Source organism: Streptomyces sp. NPDC030798 (assembly GCF_055572275.1).
The window spans coordinates 784942-807220 of record NZ_JBVIDR010000001.1; the positions used below are offsets into that span (position 1 = coordinate 784942).

General features: G+C 73.8%; 18 protein-coding genes, 5 tRNA genes and 1 pseudogene. 16 read left to right on the forward strand and 8 right to left on the reverse strand.

All coding sequences use genetic code 11. The features are described from left to right. The first annotated feature begins 99 nt into the window (after positions 1-99). Genes ACZ404_RS03635 through ACZ404_RS03650 form a run of 4 tightly spaced genes read left to right on the forward strand, consistent with a single transcriptional unit; the run spans position 100 to position 4392 of the window. Positions 100-675, forward strand: coding sequence for a hypothetical protein (locus ACZ404_RS03635; RefSeq protein WP_468435620.1), 576 nt, complete (start codon positions 100-102; stop codon positions 673-675). Then, positions 672-3104, forward strand: a complete 2433-nt coding sequence (locus tag ACZ404_RS03640) for a caspase family protein (RefSeq protein ID WP_468435621.1) — start codon at positions 672-674, stop codon at positions 3102-3104. Before ACZ404_RS03635 ends, ACZ404_RS03640 begins: the two co-directional genes overlap by 4 nt. Next, entirely contained in the window at positions 3101-4174 is a 1074-nt protein-coding gene (locus ACZ404_RS03645) for a hypothetical protein (protein ID WP_468435622.1), read from the forward strand. The genes ACZ404_RS03640 and ACZ404_RS03645 overlap by 4 nt, the downstream gene beginning before the upstream one ends. Beyond that, positions 4171-4392, forward strand: a complete 222-nt coding sequence (locus ACZ404_RS03650) for a hypothetical protein (protein ID WP_468435623.1) — start codon at positions 4171-4173, stop codon at positions 4390-4392. Before ACZ404_RS03645 ends, ACZ404_RS03650 begins: the two co-directional genes overlap by 4 nt. Before the next feature lie 19 nt (positions 4393-4411). Here the strand turns inward: ACZ404_RS03650 and ACZ404_RS03655 are convergent, their stop codons facing one another. Together ACZ404_RS03655 and ACZ404_RS03660 are read right to left on the reverse strand one after the other, a co-directional pair. Then, positions 4412-4840 (reverse strand): hypothetical protein, encoded by a 429-nt coding sequence (locus ACZ404_RS03655; protein ID WP_468435624.1) that lies wholly within the window; start codon positions 4838-4840, stop codon positions 4412-4414. 1 nt (position 4841) lies between these two features. After that, positions 4842-5201 (reverse strand): hypothetical protein, encoded by a 360-nt coding sequence (locus ACZ404_RS03660; RefSeq protein ID WP_468435625.1) that lies wholly within the window; start codon positions 5199-5201, stop codon positions 4842-4844. 73 nt (positions 5202-5274) lie between these two features. Between ACZ404_RS03660 and ACZ404_RS03665 the strand changes: the two are divergent. From ACZ404_RS03665 to ACZ404_RS03705, 9 genes and pseudogenes are all read left to right on the forward strand, one after another. After that, positions 5275-5532: pseudogene (locus tag ACZ404_RS03665) on the forward strand (hypothetical protein); the annotation flags it as partial. 368 nt (positions 5533-5900) lie between these two features. After that, positions 5901-6932 carry a methionine ABC transporter ATP-binding protein gene (locus ACZ404_RS03670; protein WP_468435626.1) on the forward strand — a complete coding sequence of 344 codons (1032 nt, stop codon included), beginning with the start codon at positions 5901-5903 and terminating at the stop codon, positions 6930-6932. Next, on the forward strand, positions 6929-7666 hold the full coding sequence (locus ACZ404_RS03675) for a methionine ABC transporter permease (RefSeq protein WP_468435627.1): 738 nt from the start codon (positions 6929-6931) through the stop codon (positions 7664-7666). The genes ACZ404_RS03670 and ACZ404_RS03675 overlap by 4 nt, the downstream gene beginning before the upstream one ends. A gap of 117 nt (positions 7667-7783) precedes the next feature. Then, on the forward strand, positions 7784-8614 hold the full coding sequence (locus tag ACZ404_RS03680; protein WP_468435628.1) for a MetQ/NlpA family ABC transporter substrate-binding protein: 831 nt from the start codon (positions 7784-7786) through the stop codon (positions 8612-8614). Positions 8615-8769: 155 nt separating this feature from the next. Further along, positions 8770-9408: a GNAT family N-acetyltransferase gene (locus tag ACZ404_RS03685; protein ID WP_468435629.1), complete on the forward strand. Its 639-nt coding sequence runs from the start codon at positions 8770-8772 to the stop codon at positions 9406-9408. Between the two features lie 122 nt (positions 9409-9530). After that, positions 9531-10799: a precorrin-6y C5,15-methyltransferase (decarboxylating) subunit CbiE gene (gene cbiE, locus ACZ404_RS03690; protein WP_468435630.1), complete on the forward strand. Its 1269-nt coding sequence runs from the start codon at positions 9531-9533 to the stop codon at positions 10797-10799. 347 nt (positions 10800-11146) lie between these two features. Beyond that, a complete protein-coding gene (cobT, locus tag ACZ404_RS03695) occupies positions 11147-15448 on the forward strand; it encodes a nicotinate-nucleotide--dimethylbenzimidazole phosphoribosyltransferase (RefSeq protein WP_468435631.1) in 4302 nt (1433 codons plus the stop codon). Between the two features lie 247 nt (positions 15449-15695). Continuing rightward, positions 15696-16928, forward strand: coding sequence for a uroporphyrinogen-III C-methyltransferase (gene cobA, locus ACZ404_RS03700; protein WP_468435632.1), 1233 nt, complete (start codon positions 15696-15698; stop codon positions 16926-16928). Between the two features lie 73 nt (positions 16929-17001). Then, a complete protein-coding gene (locus ACZ404_RS03705) occupies positions 17002-17820 on the forward strand; it encodes a TrmH family RNA methyltransferase (protein ID WP_468435633.1) in 819 nt (272 codons plus the stop codon). A gap of 19 nt (positions 17821-17839) precedes the next feature. Here ACZ404_RS03705 and ACZ404_RS03710 read toward each other — a convergent pair whose 3' ends face one another. Then, entirely contained in the window at positions 17840-19231 is a 1392-nt protein-coding gene (locus ACZ404_RS03710) for a serine/threonine-protein kinase (RefSeq protein ID WP_468435634.1), read from the reverse strand. Positions 19232-19834: 603 nt separating this feature from the next. Between ACZ404_RS03710 and ACZ404_RS03715 the strand changes: the two genes are divergently transcribed. The 3 genes from ACZ404_RS03715 (at position 19835) to ACZ404_RS03725 (ending at position 21641) form a co-directional block, all read left to right on the forward strand. Next, a complete protein-coding gene (locus tag ACZ404_RS03715; RefSeq protein ID WP_468435635.1) occupies positions 19835-20011 on the forward strand; it encodes a hypothetical protein in 177 nt (58 codons plus the stop codon). Positions 20012-20310: 299 nt separating this feature from the next. Then, positions 20311-21264 carry a phosphotransferase family protein gene (locus ACZ404_RS03720; RefSeq protein ID WP_468435636.1) on the forward strand — a complete coding sequence of 318 codons (954 nt, stop codon included), beginning with the start codon at positions 20311-20313 and terminating at the stop codon, positions 21262-21264. Between the two features lie 80 nt (positions 21265-21344). Beyond that, positions 21345-21641 (forward strand): TFIIB-type zinc ribbon-containing protein, encoded by a 297-nt coding sequence (locus tag ACZ404_RS03725; RefSeq protein ID WP_468435637.1) that lies wholly within the window; start codon positions 21345-21347, stop codon positions 21639-21641. A 56-nt stretch (positions 21642-21697) separates the two neighbouring features. On the opposite strand, the gene ACZ404_RS03730 is transcribed toward ACZ404_RS03725, so the two are convergent. From ACZ404_RS03730 to ACZ404_RS03750, 5 genes are all read right to left on the reverse strand, one after another. Next, positions 21698-21769, reverse strand: a tRNA-Val gene (locus ACZ404_RS03730). Positions 21770-21802: 33 nt separating this feature from the next. After that, positions 21803-21874: transfer RNA gene (locus tag ACZ404_RS03735), tRNA-Val, on the reverse strand. 26 nt (positions 21875-21900) lie between these two features. Continuing rightward, positions 21901-21972: transfer RNA gene (locus ACZ404_RS03740), tRNA-Val, on the reverse strand. Between the two features lies 1 nt (position 21973). Beyond that, positions 21974-22047 (reverse strand) — tRNA-Cys (locus ACZ404_RS03745). Positions 22048-22086: 39 nt separating this feature from the next. Further along, positions 22087-22159: transfer RNA gene (locus ACZ404_RS03750), tRNA-Gly, on the reverse strand. Between the last annotated feature and the right edge of the window lie 120 nt (positions 22160-22279).

Sequence of the window (22279 nt, forward strand, 5' to 3'; positions counted from 1 at the left end):
GTGCGGGGACCCCGCGTCCCCGCACCCGATCGCGGATCAACTCCCTTACCTCCGTGCGCTTTCGTGCCACCATGGGACCGGAGCGAATGGGGGGACGCGGTGGCGACCGACAGCCCGTTGCCGGACCTGGACGCGGTGAGGGCCCTCTTACGGGGCGCCCCCGACGAGAAGCTGCTGCAGCGGTACGCCGAGGCGGCCGAAGTGCCGCGCGCCGGCAGGCGGGCCGCCGGCGGCAGGTACCCGTTCGAGACGGCCACCGACCTGCTCACCGTGGGGCAGATCTGGATCGGCCTCCCCCGGCTGCACGGCGAGGAGGCCGACGCCCCCGGCCACCGGGCGGCCCCGACCGAGGCGGACGCCGTGCCGCGGGCGCTGCTCGCCGGCGCGCCGTCCGGCGCCGACGAGGCCGAGGAGCCGGCCGCCCTCATCACCCGGACCCGTCACGCCCTGACAGCGGACCGGCACGGGAAGGCCGAGGACGAGTCCACCGCCCGCCTGATGCACGCCTTCCACCAGGGCATCCGGGAGGGCCTGAGCAAGCCCCGGGCCCTGCGCGCGGCCCAGCGGGCCGCCCTGGACGCGGGCGACCTGCCGCTGCAGCGGGCACCGTTCGTCCTCACCTGCGGACGGGACGCGCAGACACCGGACCAGACCCGCCCGGCGGAGCCGCATTGAGAACCAGAGCCATCGTCGTCGGTATCGACACCTACGCCCACAAGCCGCTGACCAGCGCGGTCAGTGACGCCGAAGCCTTCGCCGACCGCCTGGTCGACCTCGGGCTCGCCCGGCCGCCGGAGATCCGCCTGCTGCGCGACGAGGAAGCCACCCGGCACCGGCTCGGCGCCGAGCTGAAATCCGTCTACGACGACTGGCGCGGACTGGACCGGCTGGTGTTCTACTTCTCCGGCCACGGGCTGCTCGCCCCCGTCGACGCCGCCCGCGCCGTCTACTGCACCGCCCTGCTCCCCGTGGACGTCGAGGACCCGGCGCGCGACGCCCACCTGCTGCTCCACCTCGACGAACTGCGCTCCCGGCTGCGCCGGGCGGGCCCGCCCGAGCAGTACCTCTTCGTCGACGCCTGCCGCGACCTCGCCCTCGACGAGGAACCGGCCAACGTGCCGCCGCTCGGCTGGCCCGCCGGCCCTCAGCCGTCCGGCCCGCCGAACGCGCAGGCCACACTGCACGCCGTGGCCCCCGGCGGCATCGCGCAGGGCGTCAAGAACGGGCTCGGTGTCTTCACCGGCGACCTGCTGCGCGCCCTGACTCCCGCCAGCGCGGCCGCCACCTGGTCCGACGACCACGGCGACTACGTCGTCACCATGGAGTCCCTGCGCGACCACCTGCGCGCCGAGGCGGCCGGGCGCCTGCGGGACCAGCCCCGGTGGCAGCGCAGCTACCGGCTGCCCGAGCTGGACGTGGCCGACCCCTCGCCCGGGGCGCTGCTGACCGGCGTCGAGCCGCCGCGCGGTTCGCTGACCGTCGTCATCGAGCCGGAACACGCCGCCGCATCCACGCAGGTGCACCTGGCCCGGCAGCGCAACGAACTGGCGGCCCCCCGCTGGCCCCCGGTGAAGAGCGGCGACGCGGTGCTCGTCGAGCCGCAGCGCTACGAACTCGTCGCCCGCACCCGCGGCGGCACGGCCGTTGCGGAGCCGCGGTGGATCGACGGACGCACGGACACGGTCGCCCTCGTGCGGGTGGTCGTCCCCGGTCAGCTCCTCCCGGAACAGCAACCGGAGAACGGCCCGGGCGTCGCCCTCGCCCGCGACGGCATGATGCTCCGTGACACCGGCGACCCCGTCGGCACCGGCCGGGCACACGTGACCGCGCTCGATCCGCGCACCGTCATCACGGTGCGCAGCCTGGAACCGCCCGGCGTGCGCGAGACGGCGACCGGCACCTTCGACCGGCCGCTGCCGCCCGGCTTCTACCGGGTCGAACTGCGCCTCGGGGCCGAGGAGATCAGCGCCGTCGACACCGAGATCACCCCCGGCCGCACCCTGACCGTCCGGCCGACGGCACCGTCCACACCGCTGCTGCGGTCCCTGGCACCGCTCACGGACCGGCTGCGGGCCGGCCTCGGCGCCCCGGCCGCCCTGCCCCCGACCCTCACGGCCGCGACCGTCCTCAGCGCGCTCGGCGCCTACGGCCCCGCGTCCCTCGGCGCGCCGGGCGACCCGGGAGACTGGGGCACGGCCCGGCTGCGCGTCGCCCTCGCGGTGGAGGGGGAGGACGACGCATGGCACCTGGAACGGTCCGCGCTGCTGCGCTCGCTGACCTGCCGGACGGCCACCGGCCCCGCCGACGGGATCCCGGTGCCGCTGACGGCGCTCGCCACCCCGGCCGGTGACGGACCGCGCGTGCTCCTCGGCGCCGCCCAGCCGCCGGGGACCGCCTTCACCGTGCGGGTGGACTCGCCGCACACCGGCCGCTTCGACATCCCCGCCGCAACCGCACCGGACCACGTCACCGTGGTGACCCTCGTCCTGCGCCCCGACGGCACCGTCGACCTCGGCCAGCACCTCCTGCCGGCCGGCGGCGGCCGGGTGCTCGCCGACCTCGGTCCCGGCTCCGGCACCGAACTGCTGCGCGAACTGCACGTCGCCCGGGCCCTGTTCGCCACCCGGGAGCTGATCGCCGCCGCCGACCCCGCCCGCGACCTGCTGCCCCACGACCTGCTCCGGGGCGTACCGGCCGACCCGCTGGTCGCCTGCATGGCCTACTACGCGTGGCGGGACGCCGCGACGCAGGAGCACCCCGAGGCCGCTCTGCAGGCGTTCCTGCACGCCGACCGGCTGCGTCGGCGGTTCCCGGAACTGCCGGACACCTGGTCCGTCACCGCCCTGGACCGCCTGCCCGACCCCGACGGCATCCGGCGCGGCCGCCCCCTGCTCGCGCGCAGCCTGGCCGTCACGGGCCCGGCAGACCCGCCCCCGGCCACCGCCGATGCGGCCCGCCCGGGCGTCGCCGGTCCGCACTCCGCCTCCGCCGAGGCCGCGTCCCGGGCGTCCGGGCGTCCGGCGGAGCCCGCACCGCACACCGTCTGGTCCGCGACGTGGCATGCGCCCGCGCCTCCGGACGGTCCGAACCCGGGAGGACGATGAACCTCGCAGACACGTTCCGGAAGCAGGGCACCCAGATGTTCTGGCAGCGGCTGCCGGACGACCAGGTGCCCGACCGGGAGTCCGGTCCCGTCATCGAGGCCGACGAGGCGTATCTGATCGTCCGGCTGACCGAGATGTACCTCGGCCGCAGCCGCACCCTGTGGCGCAAGACGTACCCGATGGTGCACGGCTGGGTCACCACGGCGGACTCCGAGGAACACACGGTCGCCGGACCCGGTCAGCTCCAGGGACTGGCCTCCGGGGACCTGGACCGGGTCCTGGTCCTCAACAGCCGGCTGGCCGGGCCCACCCCGTTCACCGGCGGTGACGTCGACCTGATCGTCGGCCTGTACTCGGTGCCCGGCGACGACGCCGCCCAGGCCCTGGTGTCCACCGTCGGGTCGTTCTCCGGCCTGAGCGGGGTCGTGCCGCAGGCCGCCACACAGGTCGTGAGCCTGGTGAAGTCCTCGGTGGAGAACATCCTGCGGCTGAACGCCACCACCCTGCAGCTCGGCGTGAGCGACAGCTTCTTCGCCGACAACCCGCTGCGCGCCGGGTTCCACGTCGGCATCGGCGCCGAGGCCGGCTCCGTCGACCCCGCCCGGCTCTGGCTGGTGGGCGGGTCGCTGCGCGAAGGACCCGACCCCGTGGTGGCCAAGCCGTACCGCGCACACGACTTCTTCGTCGTCCAGGTGGAACGGCTCGAGACCCGGCCCGACTGGGCGGCCCTGCCGGGCATCGCCTCCTTCAGCGACGAGTTCGCGGCGGTGCTCGCCGACGGTACGGCCACGGCGGCGAAGCGGGAGCGGCTGGGACTGCTCTGGCCCGGCTTCGTCGCCGCCCTGACCGCCTCGCCGCACCTGACCGCGCGCCAGGCCCGCACCATCGGGGCCGACGTGGCCGAGGACCTCAAACTCCGGTTGAAAGCCCTGGACGAGGGCAACCCCTTCGAGGACAAGTCCGCCGCACCGGACGGGAGCGAGTGGGACCCGGCCCGGTTCGACCTGGCGACCGTGCCCGACCGCATCGCGCCGCCCGACGCCGGCCTGCCCGTCGACCCCTTCGCGTGAGCCGCCGCCCGGCCGCCCCGGGCGGCCGGGCGCATCCGCACCTGAGCACCGGCACACGAGAACGCCTCGACGAGGGCGTGACGCATCTGCTGCGCTCCATCGAGCCGACCGACCCGACAACCGCCGCCACACCCTCACCTCCGACTCCGTCGACGTCGACGAGGCCAGGCGACCTGGACGACCTGGAGGAGGCCATGGCTCTTGAGGGGGAGCTGTGAGGCGCGGTGCGGACGCCGGTCAGGCCGCCGGGTGGGCGGTGCGGGAGCCGGCCCTGCGCAGCCAGTACAGCGCCGTCAGCGGCAGCAGCACCGGGATGAAGACGTATCCCATGCCGTACTGCGACCACACGGTCGCGTCCGGGAAGGCCGACGGCTCGACCACCGTCCACGTGCCCACGATCAGCACACCCGCGAGCTCCGCGGCGCAGCACACCAGCGCCGCCCGGCGCGCGGTCTCGCCGCCCCGGATCAGCGTGTACGTGATGAAGCCGTACACCAGGCCCGCCAGCGCCGACAGGGAGTAGGCGAGCGGTGCCCGGCCGAAGTCCGTCGCGATCTGGTACGCCGAGCGTGACACCGCGCCGACGACCATCACGCCGTAGAACCAGACCAGCAGCATGCCCGGACCGCTGATCAGCCGGGCCGGCTTCTCCTCCACCGCCGTCACCTCAGCCTCCCCAGATGTCGTAGAGCCGCACTTCGAGGACGGCCAGCACCACACAGCCGGCCGCCACCGTCACCGAGCCCCAGCGCGTGCGCTCGGCCAGCGACATGAAGCCCGCCGCCGGAATGCACGCGAACGCGCCGAGCAGATAGGCGACGAAGATCGTCGTGCCCTGTTCCGGCTTCTCGCCCCGCGCCAGCTGCACGATGCCGACCACGAGCTGGACCACGGCCAGCAGGGACACCACGGCCATGCCGATGAAGTGCCAGTCCTTGGTCGGCTGGTCCCGGTAGCCGGCCCAGCCGCACCAGGCGGCGAGCAACAGCGCGGCGACTCCGGTCACCAGCGTCAGGGCGTTGAGCATGCAGCGACCCTATTACGGCGGAATGGCCGGGACGCCGCCGACCCCGTCGTACGCCGGAGGGCCGAGGTCGTGACGATCCGAGCAGCTCGAGGTCGCCGGCGTGCCGAACGGCGGAGTACGGCTCCTGCCCGGCACCCGGCACCCGGCACCCGGCACCACCCGGCGCCTGGCGGCCGGCACGACCACCGTGGCGTTGGCCACAACCCACCGCGCCGAGGAGCTGGACGCCGACATGGTGATGAACGACCTGTCGGCCCTGTCGGCACTGGCCACCGACGGCGGAGTGATGATCTCCCCGCCGCGACCGAGTCCCGGCCGAGGCTGTCCATGACTGTCCAGCATGCGGACAGCGGCGGCCTGTCAGCACCGTACGTCTGGTTTACTGATCGCATGACCACGACGAGCAACCGCACCCCTGCGACCGAGGCGACCATGACGCCCGGTGCTCGCTGTATGTGTCGAATGTGCGCCTTCTAGAGGGCCCCCGCACCACCTGAGCCTCGCGCCCCGAAGCGAGAGCCGTGGCCTGTCCACCCGCCCGCTCCGCGGCGGGGCGGACCGACGCCGCCCAGCGCACACGACGTTCTCCCCGGTTCCTCGCGCCCGCGAGAACCGTGCCGCGTCCCTGACCGAATGCCATGCATGCACCCGTGCCCGGGCACACCCACGCCCGCGCACTCGACAGTGACGGAAACCCACGTGATCACCACCTCGGGCCTCACCAAGGTCTACCGCTCCCGCGGCCGCGAGGTCACCGCCCTCGACGGCGTCGATCTCCATGTCCGCGAAGGCGAGGTCTACGGCGTCATCGGCCAGTCCGGCGCCGGCAAGTCCTCCCTGATCCGCTGCGTCAACCTGCTGGAACGCCCCACCGCCGGCACGGTGACCGTCGCCGGCCGGAACCTCACCGCGCTCGCCGGACGCGGCCCGCGCGCCGGACGGGAACTGCGCCGCGCCCGCAGCCGCATCGGCATGGTCTTCCAGCACTTCAACCTGCTGTCCTCGCGCACCGTGCAGGACAACGTCGAACTGCCGCTGGAGATCCTCGGCCGGTCCGGCAGGGAACGCTCCCGCAAGGCGCTGGAACTGCTCGACCTGGTCGGCCTCGCCGACAAGGCCAAGGCCTACCCCGCCCAGCTCTCCGGCGGCCAGAAGCAGCGCGTCGGCATCGCCCGCGCCCTCGCCGGCGACCCCGAGGTGCTGCTCTCCGACGAGGCCACCAGCGCCCTCGACCCCGAGACCACCCGCTCCATCCTCCAGCTCCTGCGCGACCTGAACCGGCAGTTGGGCCTCACCGTCCTGCTCATCACCCACGAGATGGACGTCGTGAAGTCGGTCTGCGACTCCGCCGCCCTCATGGAGCGCGGCCGGATCGTGGAGTCCGGCACGGTCAGCGAGCTGCTGGCCACCCCGGGCTCCGAACTGGCCGCCGCCCTCTTCCCGGTGGGCGGCGAGGCCACGGGCACCGACCGCACCGTCCTCGACGTCACCTTCCAGGGCGAGGCCGCCCAGCCGGTCATCTCCCAGCTCTCACGCACCTACAACATCGACATCTCGATCCTCGGCGCCGCCATCGACACCGTCGGCGGACTGCAGATCGGCCGCATGCGCATCGAACTGCCCGGCCGCTACGAGGACAACGTGGTGCCGGTCGGCTTCCTGCGCGAACAGGGGCTGCAGATCGACGTCGTGGGCCAGGAGGCCCTGCTGGTGAAGGAAGGTGCCCAGTGACCTGGTCCGAGATGCAGCCGCTGCTGTCGCAGGCGTGTACGGAGACCTTCCACATGGTGCTCTGGTCCACCCTCGTCGCCGTCGCCGCCGGCCTTCCGCTCGGCATCCTCCTCGTCCTCACCGACCGGGGCGGGCTGCTGCAGAACGCCGTCGCCAACAAGGTGACCGGCCAGATCGTGAACATCGGCCGGTCGATGCCGTTCATCATCCTGATGGTCGCCCTGATGAGCTTCACCCGCTGGGTCACCGGCACCACCATCGGCACCACCGCCGCGATCGTGCCGCTCGCCATCGGCGGCATCCCGTTCTTCGCCCGCCTGGTCGAGACGGCCGTCCGCGAAGTGGACCACGGTCTCGTCGAGGCCGTGCAGGCCATGGGCGGCAACACCTGGACCATCGTCCGCAAGGTCCTCGTCCCCGAGGCGCTGCCCTCCCTGATCGCCGGCACGACGACCACCGTCATCGCCCTCATCGGCTACTCCGCCATGGCCGGCACGGTCGGCGGCGGCGGCCTCGGCGACCTCGCCGTCCGCTACGGCTACCAGCGCTTCGAGACCGAGCTGATGTGGATCACCGTGGCGATCCTCGCCGTCGTCATCTCGCTCATCCAGTTCGCCGGCGACCTCGCGGCCCGCACCCTGCACAGCCGCGGCGGCCGCTCCGGTGCCGCGCCGAAGCTGCGCCTGCTCAAGGCGAAGGAGCCGGCCGCGGCCGACATCGGCAAGGTCGCCTGAGCACCCTGAACTCCCCGTACGCCCACCCGTCACCCGACCACCGCCCCTCGACGACGGCGCTTCGCGCCGACAGCCCCTGATCCGGGGTCGCACCACCCTTAAGGAAAGGCACTTTTCGTGCGTAACACCGCCAAGCTCACCACCGCCGTTCTCGCCGCCGGAGCCCTCACCCTCGGGCTGACCGCCTGCGGCTCCGAGAAGGGCTCGGGCTCCGCCGATCACAGCGGACCGCTGGTCGTCGCCGCGAGCCCGACCCCGCACGCCGAGATCCTGAACTTCGTCAAGAAGAACCTGGCGAAGAAGGCGGGCCTCGACCTCGAGGTCAAGGAGTTCACCGACTACATCACGCCGAACACGGCCACCGAGGACGGCTCCGTCGGGGCCAACTACTTCCAGAACCAGCCCTACCTCGACGACTTCAACAGCAAGCGCGGCACCCACATCGTGCCCGTCGTCACGGTGCACCTGGAGCCGCTCGGCCTGTACTCCCACAAGGTCAAGAAGGCCGACGAGCTGAAGAGCGGTGCGACCGTCACCATCCCCAACGACGCCGTCAACGAGGCCCGCGCGCTGAAGCTGCTCGCCGCGAACGGCCTCATCACCCTCAAGGACGGCGCCGGCAACGAGGCGACCCCGCAGGACATCACCAAGAACCCCAAGAACCTGAAGTTCAAGGAGGTCGAGGCGGCCCAGACCCCCCGATCCCTGGACGACGTCGACGCCGCCGTGGTCAACGGCAACTACGCCATCTCCGCCGGGCTCAAGCCCGCCGAGGACGCCCTCGTCCTGGAGTCCGCGAAGAACAACCCGTACGGCAACTTCCTCGCCGTGAAGAAGGGCAACGAGAAGGACCCGCGGGTCAAGAAGCTCGCCAAGCTGCTGACCTCGCCCGAGGTGAAGAAGTTCATCGAGGACAAGTACCAGGGCTCGGTCATCCCGTCCTTCTGAGGCCATATCGCCACGCACGGGGTCCGCTTCCTCACACGGGGTGGGCCCCGTCGTGCGATTCGGTGCTTTCATGCTGCATGCTGGGCAGTTCAGCCAGGGCCCCGCACGGTCCTGACGGTGTCTCAAGGACTTTTCCGAAGGTTACGGAGCGGCGCATGACTAGCACCTTCCCCACCATCTCCATCAGCACGGAGCGGTTGGTGCTGCGTCCCCTCGACGAGGACGACGTGCCCGCGCTGGCCGAGATGATGAACGACGAGCAGATCGCCGCCTGGACCGACGTGCCCCAGCCGTTCACCGAGGACGGCGCCCGGCACTGGATCACGAAGTACGCGCCCGCCGAACGCGCCGCCGGACGCGGCCTGGACCTCGCCGTCACCGAGTTCCTCACCCAGCGCCTGGTCGGCATCGTCCAGCTCACGAGGACCGACTGGCACATCCGCGCCACCGAGCTGTCGTACATCATCGCCCCCTGGGCACGCGGCGAGGGCTACGCCTCCGAGGCCGCGCTCGCCACCGCCCAGTGGCTCTTCGGCGACCAGAAGTTCGAGCGCATCGAGATCCGCACCGCCGCCGACAACACCGCCTCGCAGCAGGTCGCGCAGAAGATCGGGTGCATCAGCGAGGGCGTCCTGCGCAACGCCTGCATAGTCCACGTGCGCACCGAGGACGGCACCTGGACCGACGTGCGCACGGACTTCATCGTGTGGAGCCTGCTCCCGGAGGACCTGGAGGGCGCCGACGGGCAGCTCGCCGACACCGGGGGTTTCACCTCGTACTCCGACTGGAACTGACGCCCACGGGGCCCGCGGGGCCGCGTCCCGCGCGCGGACGACCGCTCCACCGGGTACCCTCACGGAGCCCGCCCACGGGCCCGTACCCCTGACGACCTGCGACGACCTGGAGAGAGACGACGATGGCCGACCGGGTCACGGTGATCGGCTGGGACGGCTCGCCGCTGACCGACGCGGCACGCGCCGCCCTCGGCGCCGCCACGCTCGTGGCCGGCGCGGCCCACCACCTGGCGCTTCCCGAGATCCCGCCCGCCGCCGAGCGTGTCCGCCTCGGCAGCGTCGCCCTGGCCGCCCGCCGCATCGCCGCCCACCGCGGCACGGCGGTCGTGCTCGCCGACGGCGACCCCGGCTTCTTCGGCGTCGTACGGACCCTGCGCGCACCGGAGTTCGGCCTCGAGGTCGAGGTGGTCCCCGCCGTCTCCGCCGTGGCCGCCGCCTTCGCCCGCGCCGCCATGCCCTGGGACGACGCCCAGGTGGTCGTCGCCCACCCGCGCACCCTGCGCCGGGCCGTGAACGTCTGCCGCGCCCACACCAAGGTCGCCGTCCTCACCGCGCCGGGTGCCGGGCCCGCCGAACTGGGCCTGCTGCTCGAAGGAGTCCACCGCACCTTCGTCATCTGCGAGGAGCTGGGCACCGAACGCGAACAGGTCACCGTCGTCACCTCGGACAAGGCCGCCGACCACACCTGGCGCGACCCCAACGTCGTCATCGTCATCGGTGGCCCGGCGGCCGCCGAGGGCGGCGGCTGGATCGCCGGACGCGAACCGGGCGCCGGCCCGCGGGGCTGGGTGCAACCGGACGAAGAGTACGCCGCATACGACGCGTACTCCGCGCACGCCGCGTCCGCCGGTGGGCAGGGGTTCGGGCCCGGGCCCGGGCTCGGCGAAGGGGAGACGCAGCTGCTGCGGGCCGCCCAACTCGCCCGCCTCGGGCCGCGCGTCGGCGACCTCGTCTGGGACATCGGCTGCGGCAGCGGGGCGTTCGCCACCGAGGCGGCCCGCGCCGGAGCCGCCGTCATCGCCGTCGACCGGCTCCCCGAGGCCTGCGCCCGCACCGAATCGGCCGCCCGCCGCTTCGGCGTCCAGCTCCAGGTCGTGCAGGGCACCGCCCCCCACATCCTCGAAAACCTGCCCGAACCGGACGTCGTACGGATCGGCGGCGGGGGAGCGGTCGTGGTCTCCGCGGTCGCCGACCGCCGCCCGCAGCGCGTCGTCACCCACGCCGCGACCCGCGACGAGGCCGAAATCATCGGCCGCGGCCTGACCGAACACGGATACCGGGTCGAGTGCGCCCTGCTGCAGTCGGTCGAACTCGACACCAGGGTCTGGACGGAGACCGAGCGGAACGTCGCGTTCCTGCTCAGCGGGGTGATGCCCGACCGCGCCCCGTGATCCGGTAGTCATACCGCGCGCGGTAGGCTGGCCGATCGTTGTACCGCATCCGTGGCCCGGAACTTCGTTCGCCAATGTCCGGAAAACGCGCCCGTTTTGGGGTGGGTGTGGTACGGCGGAACCCGAGGACGCGCAACGTGGCGCAGTCCACAGCGGGCTGTCGCGGATCATGCTGTCGCGATGGCGGAACGGCCGGGACAATGCCACTGAATGGCTTTGTCGCCTTTTTTGGGCGCGTCGTTCGTGCCGCTGGGCACGCACGCTCGTTCTTCACTACGGGGCGGTCGGTGCGCCGTTCCGGGTGAGCTGGTCGTAGAGAAGCACTAACCGATGGGCGAGGGGTACGCATGACCGACACCGGCCAGGTCCCGGGCGAGGGGCAGCCGGAGAGCGCAGGCATGGTGGAACAGCCGGGCGTCCCCGCGCACGGCGCGTACACCTACCTCTCCGAGGCTCCCGCCGAGGACGAAGACCTGCTGCTGCCGGGTGCCCAGGGCGCGTGGGGCAACGAAGTGCCGCCACCGCCCCCGGAGCCGGTCGTCGAGACCGTCCACGAGCCCGGCCCGCACGAGACGGCGGGCCGGGACAGCGGTTCCGTCGACCTCAGCGGGGTACGGCTGCCCAACCCGACGCCGGCGTCCGTGCCGCCGTCGCCGATCCTCTCGGCGCCGCACGACCCGGCGCCCGCCGCGCAGCCGCCGCGCAGGCCGCTGCACCTCGGCCCGCCGATCCCTGACACCTCCGCCAGCCCGGTCCGCTCCCTCGCCGACCGCGGACCCGCGGACGCGCCGGTGCGGCAGCCGGCTCCGGCCGCCGCCCCCGAGTACCTGGACGCGCAGCCCCTGCACGACATGGTCCCGCAGAGCGCGGCCCCCTGGGGTGCCGTCCCCGGGGCCGCGGCCCAGGTCGGCCAGGAGGCCCCGGCTGCGGAAACGGTTGCTCCGCCCGTCGGCGCACCGGGCCCGGCCCAGGCGGCGGTGGCCCGCCTGGCCGCCCAGGCGACCGTCGTGCACGGCCACGACGGGGTCCAGCCGGCCCATGGGCACGACGGCGTGTACGGCACCGAGACGGCCCTCGTCGCTCAGGCGCCGGAACAGGGCGCTCCGGAACAGGGCGCTCCGGGGCAGGCGCCGATGCCCGTGCAGAGCGAGGGCCCCGCGGGGGCCGTGCCGGCTCAGGGCTCCGACCAGGGCCCGGCGGAACCCGCCGGTGCCGTGACGCCCCAGGGCGAGGTGCCCGCGACGCCCGGCTTCCGGCCCGACACCACGGACCGGACCGCACAGGACGCGCCCGCGGAAGCCGCCGAGGTGCCCGCCGACGCGACTCGGCCCGTGACCGCCACGTCCGCGCCGGAGGCCCAGGCGACGGGCGACCCGACCGCTGAGGCCGTGATGAGCCCGGCCCCCGCGCCGGAGGCTCCTGACGCCACGGCTCCCGCCGAGGGCGTTGCCACGGCCCCTGTCCCGTCCACACCGGAAGCCGCAGGCCCGGTCGCGGGCGACATGCCGGCCCCGGTGGCGCAGACCCCGCAGGACGCGGCCCGGGCGGAGGCACCGGAGGCCGTGGGCCCGGCCCCCGCCCCGCAGACCCCGGACGCTGCAGCTGCGCCGGAGAGCGGTGCTCCGGTGCCGGACGCGTCGGAAGCCGTCGTCCCGGCCCCTCTCCCGGACGTCCCGGAGGCCGCTGCTGCGGCCGGGGCACCGGAGGCCGCAGGCTCGGCCCCCGTCCCGGACCTCCCGGAGGCCGCTGCTGCGGCCGGGGCACCGGAGGCCGCAGGCTCGGCCCCCGTCCCGGACCTCCCGGAGGCCGCTGTTCCGGCCGAGGCGCCGGAAGCCGCAGGCCCGGCCCCGGTGCCGCAGAGCCCGCAGACCGTGGCCCTGGCCGAGGCGCCGCAGGCCGCGGGCCCGGCCCCGGTGGCGCAGACCCCGGAGACCGTGGCCCTGGCGGAGGCACCGGAAGCCGCGGGCCCGGCCCCGGTGGCGGAGACTCCGGAGGCTGCCGCTGTCGCCGACGCCCGTTCTGTCGCCCCTGTCCCGGACGCGCCGGAAGCCGCGGAACCTGCCGCCGTGGACGGTACCCCGGCGCCCGCCTCCGCCCCGGGTGCCGAGACCCCTGCCACGGACGCCCCCGAACCAGGGCCGGAGGGCTCCCTGCCCTCGGAGACCCCGGACGCCGTCGCCCTGGCCGAGGTCGGCGACCGCCCCGATGCCGAGGTCGCGACTGCGGGCCCCGTCGCCACGGACACCCCGGAGGCCGCGGCCCCGCCCGCGGACACCGTCTCGGACACTCCGGACGCCGCCGCCCCTGCCGAGGGCGCAGCTGCATCCCTCGCCCCGGAAGCAGAGGTTCCGAGTGCTGTGGGTGGCCCGCTGCCCCCCGCTGCAGCCATCCCGGACGCAGCTGCTCCGGCCGAGGACGGTGCCGACGCCCCCGCCGCGCAGGCCGAACCCGCGGCCGATGACAACGGCACCGCTTCCACCACCGAGGCGCCCGACCCCGCCCTCCTGCACGCCCAGGGCCCGCAGCTCGCCGGAGCCGGAACCGCCCCGCAGCAGGGCGTGGCCGCCACCGGCCCGGAGTCCACGCCGGCCCCGGACGCCGGCACAGCCGAGCCCACCGCTCCGCAGGGGCAGCCCGCCCCCACCCCGGACCTCGCCGCGGAACAGCCGACCCCCGGCGTCCCTCCGCAGCACCTCGGACAGTTCGTGCCGGTCGACGGTCAGGTGCCCAGCACCCCGCACCTCGCCCCCGCGCAGCCGCTCGGCATGCCCGGGCAGGTCACCGTGCCCGCGCCGCGCGGCGCGGCCGTCGCCGAGCACGCCCCCGATGTCGTACAGCAGGCGGAGGACCTGGAGACCAGGGCCGCCGACCAGGAAGAGAGCACGGCCGCCGTGGAAGAGGTACGACAGCCCACCGGACCGGCCGCGCCGCCCTACGACGACGCCGAGCGCGAGGCCGTGCTGAAGGTGATGCGCGAGCGCCGCGACATCCGCAACGGCTTCCGCAGCGACCCCATCCCGCACGAGGTGCTGCTGCGCGTCCTGGAGGCGGCGCACACCGCGCCCTCCGTCGGCCACTCCCAGCCCTGGGACTTCGTCGTCATCCGCTCCGCCGACACCCGGCGCACGATGCACGAACTGGCCATGCGGCAGCGCGAGGCATACGCCAAGTCGCTGCCCAAGGGCCGGGCCAAGCAGTTCAAGGAACTCAAGATCGAGGCCATCCTCGACACCCCGGTGAACATCGTCGTCACCGCCGACCCCACCCGCGGCGGCCGCCACACCCTCGGCCGGCACACGCAGCCGCAGATGGCGCCGTACTCCGCGGCACTCGCGGTGGAGAACCTCTGGCTCGCCGCCCGGGCCGAGGGCCTCGGCGTCGGCTGGGTCAGCTTCTTCGACGAGCGCGAGATGGTCCGCGCCCTCGGCCTGCCCGAGCACCTGGAGGTCATCGCCTACCTGTGCGTCGGGTACGTCGACGAGTTCCCGGACGAGCCCGAGCTGATGCAGGCCGGCTGGTCCAAGCGGCGCCCCCTGTCCTGGGTGGTGCACGAGGAGACGTACGGCCGCCGTGCCCTGCCCGGAGAGGAACCCCACGACCTGCTCGCCGAGACCGTCGCACAGATCCGCCCGCTCGACGCCAAGGCACTCGGGGAGGCCTGGGAGCGCCAGAAGCGCATGACCAAGCCCGCCGGCGCGCTCGGCATGCTGGAGATCATCTCCGCGCAGCTGTCCGGCCTGTCCCGGCAGTGCCCGCCGCCGATCCCGGAGCCCGCCGCCGTCGCGATCTTCGCGGGCGACCACGGTGTGCACGCGCAGGGCGTGACCCCCTGGCCGCAGGAGGTCACCGCCCAGATGGTGGCCAACTTCCTGGGCGGGGGAGCGGTGTGCAACGCCTTCGCGGGCCAGGTCGGCGCCGAGGTGTGCGTCGTGGACGTCGGCGTCGCCGCCGACCTGCCGGCCACGCCCGGTCTGCTGCCCCGCAAGATCCGCGGCGGCACGTCCGACATGACCACCGGTCCGGCGATGACCCGCGAGGAGGCCAAGGCCGCCATCGAGGTCGGCATCGAGACCGCCCGCGACCTGGTGGCGGCCGGCAACAAGGCGCTGCTCACCGGTGAGATGGGCATCGCCAACACGACGGCGTCCGCCGCGCTGATCTCCGTCTTCACGGGCGTCGACCCCACCGAGGTCACCGGCCGGGGCACCGGCATCAACGACGAGACGCTGGCCCGCAAGACCGAGGTCGTGCGCCGTGCGCTGGAACTCCACCAGCCGGACCCGGCCGACCCCATCGGGGTCCTCGCGGCCATCGGCGGCTTCGAGCACGCGGCCATGGTCGGGCTGCTGCTCGGCGGCGCGTCGCTGCGTACGCCGGTGATCCTGGACGGCGTCAGCGCCGGCGCCGCGGCCCTGGTCGCCCGCGCGATCGCCCCCGAGGTGCTCGCGGCCTGCATCGCCGGGCACCGCAGCGCCGAACCGGGCCATGTGGCCGCCCTCAACAAGCTGGGCCTGCGCCCCCTGGTCGACCTCGACCTCCGCCTCGGCGAGGGCACCGGCGCGCTGCTCGCGCTGCCGCTGGTGCAGAGCACGGCGCGGGCCATGCACGAGGTGGCGACGTTCGACTCGGCGGGAGTCACCGAGAAGTAGGAGCGCGGGAGGAAGGGGCTGCTCCGGTGCGACGGAACCGGACGCCCCTTCCCTCGACGGTGGGTCCGTGGGCAGCCGTCGCGCCGGAGGCACCCCCAGGCCCTCGAGGCACTGGGAAGCAACGGGCGGGCACGGACCCACGCACCCGGCCGCGCCCAACCACTGGACACCCGAGCCGCCCTTGCCGCCGGGCACCGTAAAATCCGCACGTCAGGGCCACCGCACAGCGACCGGAGGAGCCACCCTCATGGCCGAACATCCCGCCTACCCCGTAGGCCTCCGCCTCACCGGCCGCCGTGTGGTCGTCCTCGGCGGCGGCCAGGTCGCCCAGCGCCGCCTCCCGGCACTCATCGCGGCGGGCGCGGACATCGTCCTGGTGTCCCCCGAGGCGACCCCCTCCGTGGAGGCGATGGCCGACGCGGGCGAGATCAGCTGGCAGCGGCGGCCCTACACCGACGGCGACCTCGCCGAGGCCTGGTACGCCCTGATCGCCACCAGTGACCCCGACGCCAACGCACAGGCCTCCGCCGAAGCCGAGCGCCACCGCGTCTGGTGCGTCCGCTCCGACGACGCCGACGCGGCCACGGCCTGGACGCCGGCCACCGGGACCAGCGAGGGCGTGACCGTGGCCGTCCTGACCACCGACGCGCGCGGCCGCGACCCGCGGCACACCGCCGCCATCCGCGACGCGGTCGTCGAGGGCCTGCGCGACGGCACCCTGGTCGCCCCGCACCACCGCACCCGTACGCCCGGCGTGGCCCTGGTCGGCGGCGGACCCGGCGACCCGGACCTGATCACCGTGCGCGGCCGCCGCCTGCTCGCCGAGGCCGACGTCGTCATCGCCGACCGCCTCGGCCCGCGCGACCTGCTCGCCGAACTCCCGCCGCACGTCGAGGTCATCGACGCCGCGAAGATCCCCTACGGCCGCTACATGGCCCAGGAGGCCATCAACAACGCCCTCATCGAGCACGCCAAGCAGGGCAAGTCGGTCGTACGACTCAAGGGCGGGGACCCGTTCGTCTTCGGCCGGGGCATGGAGGAGGTCCAGGCTCTCGCCGAGGCCGGTATCCCGTGCACGGTCGTCCCCGGCATCTCCAGCTCGATCTCCGTGCCGGGCGCGGCCGGCATCCCCGTCACCCACCGGGGCGTGGCCCACGAGTTCACCGTGGTCAGCGGGCATGTCGCCCCCGACGACGAGCGCTCCCTGGTGGACTGGCCGTCGCTGGCGAAGCTCACCGGCACCCTGGTGGTCCTCATGGGCGTCGACAAGATCGGGAAGATCGCCGAGACGCTGGTCGCGCACGGCAGGTCGCCCGAGACCCCCGTCGCCCTCGTGCAGGAGGGCACGACGGCCGCGCAGCGCCGGGTGGACGCGACCCTCGCCACGGTCGCCGAGACCGTACGCGCCGAGGACGTGCGGCCGCCGGCGGTCGTCGTCATCGGCGACGTGGTCCGGGTCGGCCCGGAGCCCGTGGCTTGATCACGCGTAACCCCGGGTAACACGACCCGTTCCAGCCGTTGGCAGCACACCCCGGACAAGGCAGTATCACCCTGTGGCCGATCTCATCACCGTTGAGGATCCCGACGACCCGCGCCTGCGCGACTACACGGGCCTGACCGACGTCGAACTGCGCCGCAAGCGCGAGCCGGCCGAGGGCCTGTTCATCGCGGAGGGCGAGAAGGTCATCCGCAGGGCCAAGGAAGCCGGGTACGAGATGCGCTCCATGCTGCTCTCGGCCAAGTGGATCGACGTCATGCGCGACGTCATCGACGAACTCCCGGCCCCCGTGTACGCCGTGAGCCCGGAACTCGCCGAGCAGGTCACCGGCTACCACGTGCACCGCGGCGCCCTCGCCTCCATGCAGCGCAAACCGCTGCCGACGGCCGGGGAGCTGCTGCGGACCGCCCGCCGGGTCGTGGTCATGGAGTCGGTCAACGACCACACCAACATCGGTGCGATCTTCCGCTCGGCAGCCGCCCTCGGCATGGACGCCGTACTGCTGTCGCCCGACAGCGCGGACCCGCTGTACCGGCGGAGCGTCAAGGTCTCCATGGGTGCGGTGTTCTCCGTGCCGTACGCCCGCCTGGAGAGCTGGCCCAAGGGGCTGGAGTCGGTCCGCGAGGCCGGCTTCACCCTGCTCGCGCTGACCCCGGACGAGAAGGCCAGGACCCTCGACGAGGCCGCCCCGCACACGATGGACCGGGTGGCCCTGATGCTCGGCGCGGAGGGCGACGGCCTGTCCACCCAGGCCCTGGTCGCCGCAGACGAATGGGTGCGCATCCCGATGTCGCACGGCGTGGACTCGCTGAACGTCGGCGCGGCGGCCGCGGTGGCGTTCTACGCGGTGGCCTCGGGCCGGCCGCGCTGCTGAATCCCGCCGGCGACCGGGGTCACTTCCCCGCGCCGGTGTCGGCCTCCATCGTCGACTCGTACCGCTGCGACATCAGCTTGCTCTCGTCCAGCGGTGTGAAGACCGGCTGCACGTGCTCCTGCCGCTGGTCGCCACCGAGCCCGCGCGCCGGACCCTGGCAGCCCTGCGCCACCGCGATGCCCAGCGCCACCAGCAGCGTCACCACCACGAACACGAACAGCCGCTGGCGCAGCAGCCGGGGGTTGGCCGGCCGCAACCCGGACCCCGTCGGACGCGGTGCCGGGCGCCCCGTACCACTGCGCGGGACCGGACGGCTGCCGCTGCCGGAGCGCTGGCCGGCCACGCGCGGGACCGGGGTCGAACGGGCCGTACCCGGACGTGCCGCGGCGCCCCCGCCGCGTACGGGACCGCCGCCCCGCGCCGGCGCGCCACCCCGCGCGGGCGCGGTGCCGCGCGGCACCGGGGTGCCGGGGGAGGAGCGCCGCTGGGTGCGCTGCGGCTCGGGATAGGTGTCGACCAGCCGTCCGGTGGGCCGGTCCGCCTCCGCGGCCCGCGGCGCGGGCGGCCGTACGTCGGCCAGGCCCTGGGCCTCGCGGGCGGCGATCTCCTTGAGCCGCAGCGACAGTTGGAGGGTGCTGGGCCGGTCCTCGGGGTCCTTGGCGAGGCACGCCCGCACCAGCGGGGCGAGGGCGTCCGGAACGCCGTGCAGGTGCGGCTCCTCGTGCACCACGCGGTACAGCATCACCTCGGAACTGCCCTGTCCGAAGGGCGAGTCACCGGTCGAGGCGTACGCCAGGGTCGCGCCCAGCGAGAACACGTCCGTCGCCGGGGTGACGGCGGCACCGCGCACCTGTTCGGGGGCGAGGAAACCGGGGGAGCCCACCGCCGTGCCCACATGGGTCAGCGTGGAGGCGCCGGTGGCCCAGGCGATGCCGAAGTCGATGATCCGCGGTCCCTTCGGCGACAGCAGGATGTTGGAGGGCTTCAGGTCCCGGTGGACGACGCCGGCCTCGTGCACCGCGACCAGCCCCTCGGACAGGGCCGCGCCGATCGCCGCCGCCTCGGCCGCACCCAGCGGACCGTCGTCGGCGACCTTGTCGTGCAGGGAGGGCCCGGGCACGTACTGGGTCGCGAACCAGGGACGCTCGGCCTCCAGGTCCGCCGCGACCAGCCGGGCGGTGCAGCCGCCCCGGATGCGCCGGGCCGCCGAGACCTCGCGGGCGAAGCGCGACCGGAACTCCTGATCCTCCGCCAGGTCGGGCCGGATCACCTTCAGCGCGACCCGCTGCCCCTTCTTGTCGGAGCCGAGGTAGACCACACCCATCCCGCCCGCGCCGAGCCGTCGGTGAAGCCTGAACGAGCCGACGACGCGCGGGTCCTCGCGCCTCAGGCGCATCATCGCCATGTTCATCCCCGCTGCCCGGTCCCTGTGACGTGGCACAGCTTACGTTTCCACGGCCGCCTGCGCGCAGAGGCCGCGCCCTCTGGGGCGGACGGATTGTGCGTACGGGGCGCACGAGGTGAAAGACGGTCAGGGAGTGTGGCCGTACGGTGCCCTTGGGACAGATGTGACATCAACGGGCGGGCACGGTACGGAGGTTGATCACGTGCCGGCCGGCCACGGCCGGTGCGCGGCAGCCGCCCGGAAGGACCCGCCGACGGCCGGGCGCACCGGGCCGGGGGCGGGCCGCCCGATGGGCACCACCCGCCTCCGGGCCCCCGCCGAAGTGACTGAAGTCACTCCGGCCCCCCTGGAGGAAGGTCCGGACATGGCGGGACACAGTGGGCGCCCCCTCCGGGAAGACCCCGAGACCTGGGACCGCGTCTCCACCCAGGGGAGTACTCCGCAGGTCGTGGCTCATCCTCCGGGAGGCCCGCGATTCGGTACGAGGGCATGACGCCCGCCGGGGCTCGCGTGCCTAGATTTGAGGTCAAGCGGCGGGTGCAGCACTCGTCCCCCGAGGTCAGGCACCCGCCGCTGCCAACGACAACTGAGACGGTCAGGAGAGGGACCATGGCCCACACGGCACCGCGACGCAGCGCGTTCGCCCCCCGCCGGACGGGCCGCCGCCACCCCCTGGTGGCGACCGTGATGGCCCTTCCCCTGGCGGTGCTGCTGCTCCTCGTCTTCGACGGCTGGGAGACAGTGGCCACACAGGCGTCGTCCGTGGGTGCGATGCTGGGGCGCTGAGCGCGACCCCAGGCCCGGAAGAGCGGTCCGGGCGGGGACATCCATCCAGGAAACCCCGTGGGGACGGGGGTGCGGCGGACGGCACTGATGCCGGCGCAGCTGGGGAGCTGCGCCGGCATTGCGCCGTTTCGGGGGTGTGCTTCGTGGGGAGGATCGCGCCGCCGCGATCTGCGCGGTGTGCGCCGGGGCCTGCTGGGCCGTCGTGATCCGGGGTGCGTCGTGGCTGGTCGGGCGGTCCCCGTGGCCCTGGGGGTGCAGTACCGTCGGCCGCACCAGTCCACCTTGCCGAGGTCCTCGTGATGTCAGACGCCCCCGACCTTGTGTCCGTGCTCGCCGTGCGGGCCGCGGACGCCGCGCATCCGCGGGACGGGGGAGCGGCGTGCGGCTGTGGCAGTACGCCGCTCGCCGACCGGGCCGACGCCACCGTGGTCCGGCATGCCGGTGCCGTGGCGAAGGCTCATGCGCCGGGGACGGATCGCGACGAGCTGACGCTTCGGCTCGCCACGGCCGCCGCCCTTCCGGACCTTCTTCTGGCGCCGCTCGGCGCCGAGCCCGTCCCCCTGTACGACCGCCTCGTGACCTTGTGGCCGTACGGCGTCCCCGTGGACCCGGACGATCCCGACGCGGCCCCTTGGGAAGCCGCCGCCACGCTGCTCGCCCGGCTGCACCGGACGGCCCCGCCCGGCCTCCTGCCCCCGATGCGCGGCCCGGCCCGGGCCGCCGATGCCGTCCGCCGCCTGCGTACGGCCCTGTCGGCCACGCCGCATCCAGCGGGGCCCCCGGTGCTGCGGGCCTGGGACGCCCTGCCCGCGTGGGCGCGGGCCGAGGCGCCCATGCCCGGACCGCCGGCCCTCTGTCATGGTGATCTCCATCTCGGCCAGCTCGTCCGGCACCCGGCCCCCGGCGGCCCCTGGCGGCTGATCGACGTGGACGACCTGGGGCCCGGCGTTCCGGCCTGGGACCTGGCGCGGCCCGCCGCCTGGTACGCGTGCGGGCTGCTCCCGCCCGACGAGTGGACCCGCTTCCTGGCCGCCTACCGGGCGGCACGCGGCCCCGCCGTACCCAAGGACGGTGACCCCTGGCCCGCGCTGGACGTGCCGGCCCGTGCCCTCACCGTGCAGACGGCGGCGCGCGCCCTCACCAAGGCGCTCGCGGCCGGCCGTCCCCTGGACGAGGTGGAGCAGGCCCTGGTGGACGCCTGTGCCCGAATGAAGTCGGTCCCTCATCAGTTGACGCGCGGATTCCCGAAGTAGGCTGCAACCGACCGGGGCCGGACGGAGTCTGTCCTGGGGAAACACGAAGCAGGACCGACCGGCGAGGAGTTGAGCCGACCATGCAGTGTCCGAAGTGCCATGCGCCGATGCACACCTACAACCGCAATGGCGTCCAGATCGAGCAGTGCAGCGGCTGCCGCGGCATCTTCCTCGACTACGGCGAGCTGGAGTCGCTGACCCGCCTGGAGTCCCAGTGGTCCCAGCCGGCGCCCCCGCCGCCCGCCCCGCAGGCCTACCCGGCGCCGCCCGCCCCGGCCTGGGGCGCCCCGCACGGCGGTGGCCACGGAGGGCACTACGGCGGTCACGGCGGCCACCACCGTCACAAGAGCTTCGGCCACATGCTGTTCTCCAGCTGAACCGGCGGACGACGAAGCCCCCGGCCGTACAAGACGGCCGGGGGCTCGCTGCGGTGTGGACGATACTGGGATTGAACCAGTGACCTCTTCCGTGTCAGGGAAGCGCTCTCCCGCTGAGCTAATCGTCCTCAGGCCGTGACCCGAAGGTCACCGACTGTGCGTGCGCGATACTGGGATTGAACCAGTGACCTCTTCCGTGTCAGGGAAGCGCTCTCCCGCTGAGCTAATCGCGCGGGAAAGGATCTTCGAGAAGATCCAGTGGACGATACTGGGATTGAACCAGTGACCTCTTCCGTGTCAGGGAAGCGCTCTCCCGCTGAGCTAATCGTCCTTGGAGGTGGAGACGGGATTTGAACCCGTGTAGACGGCTTTGCAGGCCGTTGCCTCGCCTCTCGGCCACTCCACCAGGAGTGTAGGGGATCGGGAGGAACCCCTTCTTCCTTCGAGCGGACGACGAGGCTCGAACTCGCGACCTCAACCTTGGCAAGGTTGCGCTCTACCAACTGAGCTACGTCCGCCTGTCGTTTCGGTTCGCTTGCGCGTCCCGGCGACGTGTTGAACTCTAGCGGATTCCCGGGCCAGTACAAAAACGCGTTTGCGCAGCGTGCTGCGCCGCTTCTCCCGGACGACGTGCTCAG